Origin of the sequence: Thalassotalea sp. G20_0 (genome assembly GCF_017744175.1) — a bacterium.
GTDB lineage: Bacteria > Pseudomonadota > Gammaproteobacteria > Pseudomonadales > Endozoicomonadaceae > Endozoicomonas.
Window position 1 is genome coordinate 143,660 of the sequence record NZ_JAGHQV010000002.1, and the last position, 12,746, is coordinate 156,405.

Genomic DNA, 12,746 nt, shown 5'->3' on the forward strand with positions numbered 1-12,746 from the left:
GTAAAGCAGAGAAGGTAGGGAACAAAAGGTGGTGGGTTTGGGGGTTGCTCTGGCAAGTTGTGTTTTCTGAAGTCGCTTCCCGCTTCCCGCACAAGCACATGCAGTCTGTCTTTTTCGGGCAGCGGGCAGCACTTATTGCAATATGACCGTTCCTACGCCAACGCCTCCTGAAGAACCTGCAGGTCAGGCTCTGCAAATGGCAAAGCCAACGCTTTCTGCTGAGCCTGCTCAGACATTTTTTTCCAGGTTTTCTGTACAATGGTGATCACCTTGTCCCTGGGGTGTTTGGCGGCAAAGGCCGAAAAGTCCCGGGTCAAAAAGACCAGGCAGGCACAGTCTTCCAGCGTCTGGGTGTCGGCATTTCGCTTGATGCCCTGCTTGCGGATAATCGTTGACGCTTGTGCACAGCTTGCTTCTGAATAACCGTTTCTGGCCATGATTTCACCGGCTTTTCGGGCATGCAGTTTGCCCAGTTCGGTGCGCCACTTCAGGTAGCCGGTGCGTCCTTCAGGGTATTCTGAACGGGGGATTTCCCAGCGGCAGAGGTGCTGACTGCGAACGGCGATCTGCAACTCCTCAGAAGCATCCGGAGCCAGCTGTTGTAACCAGTGGGTCATTTGCCGGGCGTAGCTTAATTCTGCCGGGGTATCATCAATGACGCTTGGGTCCATCTGGTGAAGCTGGTCAATGGCGGCCAATGTTTCTGCAAGCCTGGTCATAAACTGCGATCTCATTTTAAAAATAGTTATGTCGCACTTTTTACTTGATTTGCCAGTGGATTTCGACTGGTATTTGTGATTCTACTCAACTGGATAGTCGGGTTAAAAAGGATGAGTAAAGAAAAGTCCCCGAGGGTTGCCATGGTGGTTGGTGCGACCGGTGCCACCGGGCAGGTGTTGATGCAATACTTGCTGGAGCGAAGCCACTACTCTGAGGTCGTTGTTCTGCACTACCGGACGACACAATGGGCTGGCCACGCCAAAGTCAGGGAGGTGGTGCTGAGCCTGGATCAGTTACAGGATCTGGATTTAACCGTTGACGTCTTGTTCTGTTGTCTTGGTACTACCATAAAAAAGGCTGGCTCAAAGCCAGCCTTTGCCAAAGTTGATCGTGACTATGTTCTGGCACTTGGTCAGTGGGCAGTGGACCATGGACAGCCGTCGTTTCATCTGATCAGTGCTTATGGGGCAGATAAGGGGTCTCTGGGCTTTTATATGAAGGTGAAAGGTGAGGCGGAGAGTGGGCTGAAAGCACTGGGGCTTCGCTCTCTGGCTATTTACCAGCCGTCATTGCTGCATGGCAGGCGAGATGAGTTCCGGCTGATGGAGTCTGTTGGATTTTATCTGCTGTCGCTGTTAGGCAGCCTGCCGGTTTCCGGTTTGAAAGTACTTCGTCCCACCCGGATTACAGCACTGGCAACATTGATGTACCAGCAGTCATTACTGGATGTGTCCGGTTTGCAGGTGTTCCGCCCTTCCGATATTGCTGTCTGTGAATAAGTAGTTAACCAAATGAAATCGTATGTTTCTGACTTAGTGGACAGCCACTCTGCTGCGTTACAACTCCGGTCACATAGCTAAGGCTATGCTCCCTGCGTTGAGCCTTGCATAGTAACTGCTCACTAAGCCAGAAATATACGATTCCATTTGGTTCACTACTTAATAGCGAGGCTGCATTGCACACACCGATGGTATTACCTGAAGACTATTACCTGACCAATTTTCAGCGGCTGCTTGGTTTTGTTGAGCAGCAGTATGCTGATTTATTGAGTTGCCGCGAAACCGCTTTTCTCAACACCTTCCGACGGCTGGAGGAAGATGCACAGAAACTCTATGTGCGGCTGGTAGGGCGCAAAGGCCCGATGTTTCGGTGGGATAAACTCAACTATCCGGAAATTGCCTCCATTGAATTGGCGATTAATGAATTGGTCGGTGCGGGTCTTATGCAGGTTAACCCGCCGCTGGATCTGGTTGCGGTGTCCGATCTTATGACCAAAAGTGAGTTACTGTGCTGTTTTCCTGACCAGCTTGGCCCTTACCGAAGCGAACGTAAGCAGGCGTTGGTAAACCGGCTGGTTGATAGCGGTAACCCATGCCCTGACCTGCCATTTACCATACTTCAACCTCTGTACCGGGAAGAACTGAGAACCTTATTGTTCCTGTTCTTTGGTAACCTCAGTCAGGATTTGACGGAGTTTGTACTTCAGGACCTGGGATTGAATCGTTTTGAAAGCTATCCGCTAAACTCCCGGTTATTTGACAGCCGGGAGGAGCTGGAGCAGGGATTGAGCCTGTCGCTGCTCTGGCAGGAAGTTGCCCGGGACAATAAGAAGCTTGACCTTGATGAGTTGCAAGCCCTGGCCGCTAAGTTACCACCGTCGTCTGATTTCAGCCATCCGACCCTTAAGCGACGTTATGCCCGGCTGGTGAATGCCATTGCCCGTGATCTGGAAAGGCAAGGTGCTTTGCGGGAGGCAGTCGCCAGTTTTCAGCAGTCGTATTTGCCCCCATCCCGGGAACGGCGGGCTCGCATTTTGGCCAAACTCAATGATACGGCTGGCGCTTTGGCACTTTGTGAAGAGATACAGGCTTCACCAGCCAGCAGCCTGGAGATGGCCTTTGCCCATCGGTTTGCCAAAACCCTGAAGGGTGAGAAGCGCAGGCGGCAAACCGCATCGTTTAACCAACGGACTCTTGAGCTGAATGACAATGGGCAGCGGGTTGAATTTCAGGTGCAGGCGCATTTCAAAGATCAGGGTTGGCAGGTGTTTTATGTGGAAAATGCCCTGATCAATGGGCTTGCTGGCCTGTGGTTCTGGGATATTATCTTTGCCGACAGGGAGGGGGCGTTTTTCCACCCGTTTCAGAGTGGACCAGCAGATCTGATGACTCCGGATTTTTATCGAAGCTGTAAGGATTCGATTCATCACCGGCTGGCAGAAATGTCTGAAAGCAATCTTCTGAATACTCTGCTGACAACCTATAACGGGAAGCAGGGGATCAGCAATCATCTGGTTATCTGGCCAGTACTCAGTCCGGGGCTGATTACCCTGGCCGTATCGTTGATACCGATAGAACAACTGCGTGCCATGTTTCAACGACTGATGTTTGATATTGCCCACAACCGAACCGGGTTTCCGGACCTGATCCTGTTTGATCCGGCAAATAACCGGTACCAGTGGCTGGAGGTTAAGGGGCCGGGAGACAGGCTGCAGGAAAACCAGAAATTGTGGTTGGCTTTTTTTCAGGAAAACGGGATTCCAGCGGAGGTGGTGTATGTCAGATGGGCAGCGGACAGAACGCAGCTCAATATAAAGTAGCGAATATCGTACTTCCCTTAGGAACTGCCCTGAAATAACTTCCACCAAGAAAGAATTTTACCACGGAGACACGGAGGCACAGAGAAAAAAATCTTTCTTCCGTGACTCCGTGGCAAAAAAGAGGAAGTTATTCCGGGACAATTCCTCATTTTTTTTTTGGTGTCAATTGTGACCAAACAGCCAGCAAGCTCAGGGAGTTTGAGAAGATACCGATTTCTAAAACGCTTCAATTCTATTTGATTTGCTACAATTAAGCGACAGCTGATGATTGAGGAGGTTGATCATGGTTATAAAAACTGGTCACGACAGTCCTGTTGCATTTGAAACCGATCTCTCCGCCGATTTGCTCAGCAAAGCCAGAGCGCTGCATGTGGATGTCCACGCAGTGATTCAACGAGCGGTGGCGGCACAAGCGAATCTTGCAGATATTGAACGACAGATTGCTCTTGTCTGTGAACAGCAGAGCAGTCTGGTTTATCACCATTTGATCGACAATTACCCCTTGAAAGAGGTGGGCATCAGGGATTGTTACCGAAAGAGCAAGTAGTATTTTCAGCATATCCAGCACCTGATTCAGTCACGGTATATACGCTGTCAGGTCTTTTTTTACATCGAGTGTTACCCGGGTTTGATTCGCCGATCATTTAACGGTCAAGGGGCGTTCATTTCTTGTCAGACTGCAGAGACCACACGGGCAGCGTGTGTACACTGAACCAAGGGATCAGGTGATGTTGCCTGTTCTCTGGCGCTACCCGGTTAGATGTCTACTCTCTCCCTTTCTACACGGTGGGGTCGTTTGCTATGTCCATTTTTGCGCAATTCCAGCAACGGTATGAGGCAGTTCAGCAGGAAGAGCTGAGCCTGCTGGACTACCTGAAGCTCTGTAAAGAGGATTCTTCGGCCTACGCCAATGCAGCCGAGCGCATGCTGAAGGCCATCGGTGAGCCGGAAGTGATTGATACCGCCCGTGATCCGCGACTGAGCAGGATTTTCTCCAATAAGTTGATCAAACGTTACCCGGAGTTCAAAGAGTTTTATGGCATGGAAGAGGCCATTGAACAGCTGGTCTCTTATTTCAAACACGCGGCCCAAGGCCTGGAAGAGAAAAAACAGATCCTTTACCTGCTTGGTCCCGTAGGGGGTGGCAAGTCCTCCCTGGCCGAAAAACTGAAGCAGCTGATGGAAAAGGTGCCGTTTTATGCCATCAAGGGGTCGCCGGTGTTTGAATCGCCGTTGGGACTGTTCAACCCTGAAGAGGATGGGGCCATTCTTAGTGAGGAATACGGCATTCCCGGTCGCTATCTCAGCTACATCATGTCCCCCTGGGCGGTCAAGCGCCTGAACGAGTTTGGTGGCGACCTTACTCAGTTCCGGGTGGTCAAGCTCTACCCAAGCAGGCTGAACCAGATTGCCATTGCCAAAACTGAACCCGGTGATGAAAACAACCAGGACATTTCCAGTCTGGTGGGCAAGGTGGATATCCGCCAGCTGGAAGAGTATGCCCAGGATGACCCCGACGCCTACAGTTTTTCAGGGGCGTTGTGCCGGGCCAACCAGGGCATCATGGAATTCGTGGAGATGTTCAAGGCACCCATCAAAGTGCTGCACCCATTGCTGACCGCCACCCAGGAGGGCAATTACAACAGCACCGAAGGGCTGGGGGCCATTCCCTATGAGGGGATTCTGCTGGCGCACTCCAATGAGTCTGAGTGGCAGTCCTTCCGGAACAACAAGACCAATGAAGCCTTCATCGACCGGGTCAACATTGTCAAGGTGCCCTATTGCATCCGGGTCAGTGAGGAGGTGCATATTTACCAGAAATTGCTGGAACACAGCTCGCTCAAAGCGGCACCCTGTGCCCCGGATACGCTCAAGATGTTGGCCCAGTTCACGGTGCTTTCCCGCATCAGGGAGCCGGAGAACTCTTCTATCTACTCCAAGATGAAAGTATACGACGGTGAAAACCTGAAGGACACCGACCCCAAGGCCAAGCCGTTGCAGGAATACCGGGATATGGCCGGGGTGGATGAAGGTATGAACGGGCTTTCCACCCGGTTCGCCTTCAAAATCCTGTCCAAGGTATTCAACTTCGATCCAACCGAGGTGGCGGCCAACCCGGTGCATCTGCTTTATATATTGGAGCAACAGATTGAGCAGCAACAGTTTCCGGAAGAGGTTCATGACCGTTACCTTGCTTTTATTAAAGAGTACCTGACGCCCAAGTACATTGAGTTTCTCGGCAAGGAGATCCAGACTGCTTACCTGGAGTCTTACTCAGAATACGGCCAGAACATCTTTGACCGGTACATCACCTACGCTGACTTCTGGATTCAGGACCAGGAGTACCGTGACCCGGACACCGGGCACATTCTGGACCGGGGTGCCTTGAGCGAAGAGCTGGAAAAAATCGAAAAACCGGCAGGCATCGCCAATCCCAAGGATTTCCGCAACGAAGTGGTCAACTTTGTACTGCGGGCCCGGGCCAACCTCGATGGCAAAAACCCCAGCTGGTTAAGCTACGAAAAGATGCGCACCGTCATTGAGAAGAAAATGTTCTCCAATACTGAAGACCTGTTGCCGGTCATCTCCTTCAATGCCAAGGGTTCGCAGGAGGACCAGCGCAAGCACGCAGACTTCGTTTCCCGTATGGTGGTTCACGGTTATACCGAAAAACAGGTGCGCCTGCTGTCGGAATGGTACATCCGGGTCCGGAAGTCCCAATGATCCGGTACTGACCGGTCCGTCCTACTGCGGGCCCATCTCCAGCCCCACGACCGGGGTTGATCTACCGAGCTGCAGCTATCGGGAGAGCGTTCATCATGAGCCTCATCATCGACCGGCGTCTCAATGGAAAAAAGAAGAGCACCGTGAACCGGCAGCGGTTTCTGAAGCGCTACCGGCATCATGTCAAAGCTGCCGTCCAGGATGCCATTGACCAGCGTTCCATCACCGACGTTGACAGTGGCAGTGATATCACTATCCCCAGAAAAGACCTCAGTGAGCCGTTTTTTCACCACGGGCAGGGTGGGCATCACGGCCATGTTCATCCCGGCAATCACGAGTTTCACCGTGGTGATCGCATTCAGCGGCCACCGGGTGGCGGAGGGCAGGGCAGCGGTGACGGGCAGGCCAGCGACAGGGGCGAAGGGGCGGATGAGTTTGTCTTCCAGATCAACCGGGACGAGTTCCTGGAATACCTGTTTGATGATCTGGAGCTGCCCAACCTGCTGCGAAAAGAACTGAAAGACAGCACCGACTATCAACTCAAACGGGCAGGGTTTACCACTGCCGGCTCCCCGGACCGGCTGAATATCGTGCGCTCACTGCGGGCTGCCCATGCCCGTCGCATAGCCCTGTCCGGTAAAGACCGAAAAGTGATCCGAACCCTCAAGCGACAGCTCAGGGAAATGGAAGTGAGCCCGGATCCTGTCGATCAGCAGCAGGCTACCCTCCTCCGGGAAGAGATCAAGTTGCTCAACAGGAAACTCAAACGGCTGCCGTTTATTGACGACTTTGACCTGCGCTTCAATAACATGACCAGGGTACCCCTGCCCTCCAGCAAGGCGGTGATGTTTTGTGTTATGGATGTCTCCGGGTCCATGACCCAGGAGATCAAGGACATGGCCAAGCGTTTCTTCCTGTTGCTCTACCTGTTCCTGGAGCGCAACTACGAGGCCGTGGAAGTGGTCTTTATCCGGCACCACAGTGAAGCGCGGGAGTGTGATGAGCACGACTTCTTCTACGCCCGGGAAACCGGGGGCACCATTGTCTCAAAAGCCCTGCTGCTTACCCACGACATCATTCAACAGCGATACCCGCCCGGCCAGTGGAACATCTACATCGCCCAGGCCTCGGACGGAGATAACTGGGGCGAAGACTCCAGCACCTGCACCAACATCATCCTGGACAAGCTGTTGCCAGTTTGCCAGTACTTCGCCTACGTGGAGATTACCGACCGGCATCACCAGAACCTCTGGTACGAGTACGCAACCATTGCCGAATCCTACCCGGATCACTTTGCCATGCAGCACATCCACAGCTATCTGGATATCTACCCCACCTTCCGGCGTCTCTTTGAAAAAAAGGAGGGTTCCCATGTTGGCCGCTGAAGCGCCGGAAAGGCATACCGTCCGGCGAGAAAAACCGCTGTCCACCGGGTCCGAATGGACGTTCGAACTGCTGGACCTTTACGACCGGGAGTTTGCCCGGTTGGCGGATAAATTCCGGCTGGACACCTACCCCAACCAGATTGAAGTGATCAGCTCCGAGCAGATGCTGGACGCCTATTCATCGGTGGGGATGCCCCTGATGTACAACCACTGGAGTTATGGCAAAACCTTTCTCAACAATCAGCAGAACTACCAGCGGGGACGGATGGGGCTGGCTTACGAGATCGTGATCAACTCCAACCCCTGCATTGCCTACCTGATGGAAGAGAACACCATGCCCATGCAGGCCCTGGTGATCGCCCACGCCTGCTACGGCCACAACTCCTTTTTTAAAGGCAACTACCTGTTCAGACAGTGGACGGACGCCAGCGCCATCATTGACTACCTGCTGTTTGCCAAGCACTACATCGCCCGGTGCGAAGAGAAGCACGGCGTTTCGGTGGTGGAAGCGATACTGGATGCCTGCCATGCGCTGATGAATCAGGGCGTCAATCGCTATATCCGCCCCGCTCCGGTCTCGGCAGAGCAGGAACAGGCACGCTCGCGGGAGCGTGAAGCGTATATCCAGCGCAACCTGAACGATCTCTGGCGCACCATCCCGGTGAGCGAGCCACCACAGTCACGTCAGGATGAACGGTTTCCGAAAGACCCGGAAGAGAATCTGCTCTACTTCATCGAAAAGAATGCGCCGCTGCTGGAGACCTGGCAGCGGGAGATTATCCGCATCGTGCGTAAAGTGGCGCAGTATTTCTATCCGCAACGACAAACCCAGGTCATGAACGAGGGCTGGGCAACGTTCTGGCACTACCACCTGATGCATGAGATGTATGATGAAGGGTTGATCACCGAAGGCTTTATTCTGGAATTCCTGCATTCACACTCCAGTGTCGTGTTTCAGCCGGCCTTTGATGATCCGCGGTACAGCGGGATTAACCCCTATACTCTTGGCTTTAACATCTTCCGGGACATTCGCAGGATCTGCGAACAGCCCACGGAAGAGGACCGTGAATGGTTCCCCGACCTGGCGGGCAGTGACTGGCTGGACGCCGTGCACTTTGCCATGCAGAACTTCAAGGACGAGGGATTCATTCTTCAGTACCTGTCCCCCAGGGTCATGCGGGACATGCGCTTGTTCAGCATCGACGACAACGACATCAACCCCTACCTGGAAGTGGATGCCATCCATGACGAGCAGGGCTATCGGCAGTTGCGGGAAAACCTGGCTGCCCTATACAACCTGGGCAACCGGGAACCCAACATACAGGTCTACAACGTGGATGTCCGGGGCGATCGCTCGTTGACCCTGCGCCATTACCTGCACCAGCGACGTCCGCTGGATCGAGACAGCACGCATGAACTTTTGAAGCATCTGCATCGCCTGTGGGGATTTGATGTCAAACTGGACTCGGTAGACCAGGATAACATCATCCATTACACCTTCAGCACGGAAAGCACCAGCGAAAGGAAAGAACAGGTTCAGGTTACGTCGAAAAAGCGGGTCAACCCCTAGCCCGGATATTTCATAAACATGCTCCCGTTCTCGCTTGTCCTTCGCCGCTCTAAGGGAGTTTTGTTCAGTCGACCGTACTCCCCGGTACGGCGCTTCCTCACAAAATCCCATAGAGCGACAAAGCCCTGCGCGAGATTCGGGGCAGTTTATGAAATATCCGGGCTAGGAGGCTGTCCGAGAATAGCGCCCGTCTAGGCGACCCCGTAGCGAGGATGGCAGAAAATTGAGGATAAAAAGTCGGAAATTTTTAGTGAATAGTGGTTCTATTTGCTAAAAATTTCCGACTTTTTAGACCAATTTGCTGCCACCGCAGTAGGGCAGCCTATTCTCGGTCAGCCTCCTAGCGCCCATAAGCAGAAAGCGCCGTAGCAAGTGGATGGGTGCCAGGTGCAGGTTAAACCGGGGCCTGGTGCTCCAACGCAAATGCCCATGGTGCGTGAAAATGTTTTGCGCCACCCTCTGGGATGAAAAATCGTTAAGCAAAATATTTTCACGGCAAAGCCGGGGATTTCCAGCTGAGCTACTGGCCAATCTGTTTTAATTTTTCGTATTTGGATGTTCAGAAAGCATTGCCGATGGTAAAGCAGGTACCGACGTGGGCAGCTTTGCCTTCTCGATCTATCCTGAGCATCCCAGCGGCCACCAGATCACACAGATCGATCATTATTCCATTCGACCCACAGAGTCAGCTATCGTAGCCGCCACGCCTACTGAAGGGTTTGTTCACTCAACCAGGGAAGTGTTAGCTGAAATGGGTTATGACAGTGAGTCTATTGAATCAATGATTGAGCGTGGAATTGCGGGTACTGGCTGGGGCAAGGAGTTCCTTCCCAGCCGATATCAAGTGGCAGCCATAACCTGCCACCCTCTTCCATAAGCATACCGAATTAAGGAATTGCCCCGGAATAATTTGCACATTTTTGAGTTTCAAAACTACGTTCGTCCTGTAGCCTGTCGAAGGGCGTGAATTCGGGCCTCTTGTATTGTGCCAATCACCCTTCGACAAGCCTCAGGATGAACGGAGATCGAGTTCAAAATGTCGAAATTATTTCGGGACAATTCCTTAGTGACAACACTGATTACGGGTGATCAGCATCAATACGTTTGTACTTAATCCGGTGCAGGCCAATGGCTTCTGCACCCAGACGGTCGGCTTCGTACTTGGCAAAGAAGGTCACTTTGGAGTCGCCTTAGAATATTGACCATTAGAAATAACTTCCCAGACGGTTTTGCAGTCGTCCGTTAGAATTCGAGTCACCGGCTGGCAGAAATGTCTGAAAGCAACCTTCGTTGGTAATCACTTCAATTGTTTTCATCAGTCAGTGTCAGATCTTTCATAAATAACACCATGGGTGAACGGTGATCCAGCTCAAGGGTTATCCGGCAGTTGATACGCTGCGGACCAGCGACTTATAGCGGCTGGAGGTTAAGGGACTGGGAGACAGGCTGCAGGAAAACCAGAAATTGTGGTTAGCCTTTTTTCAGGAAAACGGAATTCCAGCGGAGGTGGTGTATGTTGGCTGGGTATAGTCTTTTTAACCTGAATAAAAAAGCCTCATACCGGAAATATAATTTCTTTGTTACAGCCTTTGGATTGATGCTATATACTTCATGTATATAGCTTGGAGGGTGGCGACTGATATGGCGCAAGGTACTGTTTTTGAAAATAATCGGACTCAGGCAGTCCGCTTACCGGCGGAGACCCGTTTTCCCGGTGGTGTTAAAAAGGTCAATGTCAGGGTACGGGGGCAGGACAGGATATTATCTCCGGTGGGTCAGACGTGGGATTCCTTTTTTAATATCAACCCTGATGACGGGGTTACCGATGACTTTATGACTGAAAGGGCTTCACAGGAACAACGGGAGCGGGAGTCACTTTGATGCTGAAATACATGCTGGATACTGACATTTGCATTTATGTGATTAAAAACCGTCCGGCTGTTGTTGGCTCTATATTCAACCGGAATGACGGACTGATTGCCATCAGTGCAATCACCTTGTCAGAGTTGAGCCACGGTGTTGAAAAAAGCAGTAACATCAAAAAAAATCGGGATATTGTTGAGGATTTTGTCAGTCGGCTTGAGGTTCTTGATTATTCCCCAAAGGCTTCAGCTCATTACGGTGATATCCGGTCTGACCTTGAGCGTCGCGGGGAGGTGATTGGTGTTAATGACCTGCATATTGCCGCCCATTGTCGAAGTGAGGGTCTGGTACTGGTGACCAATAATACCCGGGAGTTTAAACGGGTGGACGGACTGCGAATTGAGAATTGGGTAGAGGACTCGCTTGCCTGAATCAGAATTCAGGTTTAAATATTGACGATGGTATCTGCTCCCCAGCCAGCTCGGGTGAAGTTCGCAAAGACCTTGTCATGCCCATCCAGTTTCACCGGTAAGCCCAGTTATGAACTTTTCACTGTGAAATTAGTCGAAAAATGAAATTAACTTCAGGAAAAGTGGAGATACAATTTGATTAACACCAGCAGTGGTTTACAGCCCAAATACGTTATCCCTGAATCTGCCGCCTCTACATCTGAGTCAACGTCTCCCGCTAATAATGCAAACTTTAAGGGGCACCAGCTTCAAGCTACACAGTCAACCCGGCGAGTAGAAGCTGCTCTACAAGGTAAGTGCGCTCTTTGCCTGGAAACTTTCACCAATACTGAAATCAAGCAATTATCCTTGTTGCCATGTTTCCATGTGTACCACTCAGAATGTTATGCTCAAGCATTAAATCAACAGTCCTGTCCTGACTGCAGGGCTCTTGCCAGTCCTTCAAAAATTAAAATTTACCAAAACAGCACATTATTAAGAGAGAATTTGCCACTGGAATGCACTAAAGACCTTTGTCTTGTCGTAGGTGCCAATGCCTCGATCAGCTCCGGCACGCAAGCTCTCTGTCCTTATCCTCTTGCAACTTTCCCACATCAAGAGGCAGAAAATTTTCTGGAAAACAACCATACCCAAATTATTGAATGGCTCCTTGAGTCATTTGCTCAAAAACACTACACAACCGCTAATGTGCGTTATTACGAAAAATATTACGGAACAGAATTCGAACACATTCACCAGAAACCAGCGATTACGCTTTCTGTGCAGCACAACCCCAACGAGCCCATGAAAGGATTGTACTATTCGTCTGCAGATATTAATAAAGCAAAAACGGCAGAATCTGCTTTCACAAATCTTGTGGAAGACATTCGAACCGATTTATTAATTCTCAGCCTGAGAAACACACATCCAGCCATTTTTGACCGCAACACAGACTTATACATCTACCGTTATGATTTATGGACACATAACGCTTTTTTTATCAATGACATAAATAACTCCGTCCCTCTTCGCAACATATTCGATCCATCGACTAAATCTTTTAGCTGGGACAGATTGAAACAGGAGCTGGAAAAAAAGGGTTTTGAATATAAGAAATTATTCGAAACAATCCCTTCTGAAAAATTTTTCGAGCGTAATCAATTTTCCCGGATGAGATCCTTTCAGAGCCGGGGAGTTGATTCTGTTGATGGTTTTCGCAGCCGGAGGGGAACCGTAGACGCAGAATGTAGCACGCCCGGCTCTCAATACCCTGCTAGTGAAAGTACGTTGGAAATTCCCTCTGGGGATTTTGATACCGATAGTTTCTTATTCTGATCTGAAGAAGCTTAACCGGGTAACACCCGATCACCTCGAAATAACTCAGGTTTATTAGCAGCAAATAAGTAGTTGGCCAAATGGAATTGTATATTTCTGGC

11 protein-coding genes are annotated in these 12,746 nt (G+C 51.0%); 10 read left to right on the forward strand and 1 reads right to left on the reverse strand.

Features of this window, described 5'->3' with window-relative positions; genetic code table 11:
- Positions 1-152: 152 nt before the first annotated feature.
- Positions 153-719, reverse strand: a complete 567-nt coding sequence (locus J7438_RS01810) for a DUF4202 domain-containing protein (protein WP_209275196.1) — start codon at positions 717-719, stop codon at positions 153-155.
- Between the two features lie 111 nt (positions 720-830).
- Here J7438_RS01810 and J7438_RS01815 point away from each other — a divergent pair, with 111 nt between their 5' ends.
- The 10 genes from J7438_RS01815 to J7438_RS01860 all read left to right on the forward strand — a co-directional run bounded on the left by J7438_RS01815 (position 831) and on the right by J7438_RS01860 (position 12,645).
- Positions 831-1,499: a Rossmann-fold NAD(P)-binding domain-containing protein gene (locus J7438_RS01815; RefSeq protein ID WP_209275197.1), complete on the forward strand. Its 669-nt coding sequence runs from the start codon at positions 831-833 to the stop codon at positions 1,497-1,499.
- 104 nt (positions 1,500-1,603) lie between these two features.
- Positions 1,604-3,319 (forward strand): VRR-NUC domain-containing protein, encoded by a 1,716-nt coding sequence (locus J7438_RS01820; protein ID WP_209275198.1) that lies wholly within the window; start codon positions 1,604-1,606, stop codon positions 3,317-3,319.
- A gap of 283 nt (positions 3,320-3,602) precedes the next feature.
- Entirely contained in the window at positions 3,603-3,866 is a 264-nt protein-coding gene (locus J7438_RS01825) for a hypothetical protein (protein ID WP_209201777.1), read from the forward strand.
- Positions 3,867-4,120: 254 nt separating this feature from the next.
- On the forward strand, positions 4,121-6,043 hold the full coding sequence (locus J7438_RS01830) for a PrkA family serine protein kinase (protein WP_209275199.1): 1,923 nt from the start codon (positions 4,121-4,123) through the stop codon (positions 6,041-6,043).
- A gap of 95 nt (positions 6,044-6,138) precedes the next feature.
- The gene (locus J7438_RS01835) at positions 6,139-7,428 is read left to right on the forward strand and encodes a YeaH/YhbH family protein (RefSeq protein ID WP_209275200.1); all 1,290 of its coding nucleotides are present in this window, start codon (positions 6,139-6,141) and stop codon (positions 7,426-7,428) included.
- Positions 7,415-8,998, forward strand: coding sequence for a SpoVR family protein (locus J7438_RS01840; RefSeq protein ID WP_209201778.1), 1,584 nt, complete (start codon positions 7,415-7,417; stop codon positions 8,996-8,998). Before J7438_RS01835 ends, J7438_RS01840 begins: the two co-directional genes overlap by 14 nt.
- A 1,434-nt stretch (positions 8,999-10,432) precedes the next feature.
- Positions 10,433-10,528, forward strand: a complete 96-nt coding sequence (locus J7438_RS28165) for a VRR-NUC domain-containing protein (protein ID WP_353620086.1) — start codon at positions 10,433-10,435, stop codon at positions 10,526-10,528.
- A gap of 111 nt (positions 10,529-10,639) precedes the next feature.
- Positions 10,640-10,879: a type II toxin-antitoxin system VapB family antitoxin gene (gene vapB / locus J7438_RS01850; RefSeq protein WP_209201785.1), complete on the forward strand. Its 240-nt coding sequence runs from the start codon at positions 10,640-10,642 to the stop codon at positions 10,877-10,879.
- Positions 10,879-11,292 carry a type II toxin-antitoxin system tRNA(fMet)-specific endonuclease VapC gene (gene vapC, locus J7438_RS01855; protein ID WP_209201786.1) on the forward strand — a complete coding sequence of 138 codons (414 nt, stop codon included), beginning with the start codon at positions 10,879-10,881 and terminating at the stop codon, positions 11,290-11,292. The genes vapB and vapC overlap by 1 nt, the downstream gene beginning before the upstream one ends.
- 174 nt (positions 11,293-11,466) lie before the next feature.
- Positions 11,467-12,645, forward strand: coding sequence for an RING finger domain-containing protein (locus J7438_RS01860; protein WP_209275201.1), 1,179 nt, complete (start codon positions 11,467-11,469; stop codon positions 12,643-12,645).
- Positions 12,646-12,746: the final 101 nt, after the last annotated feature.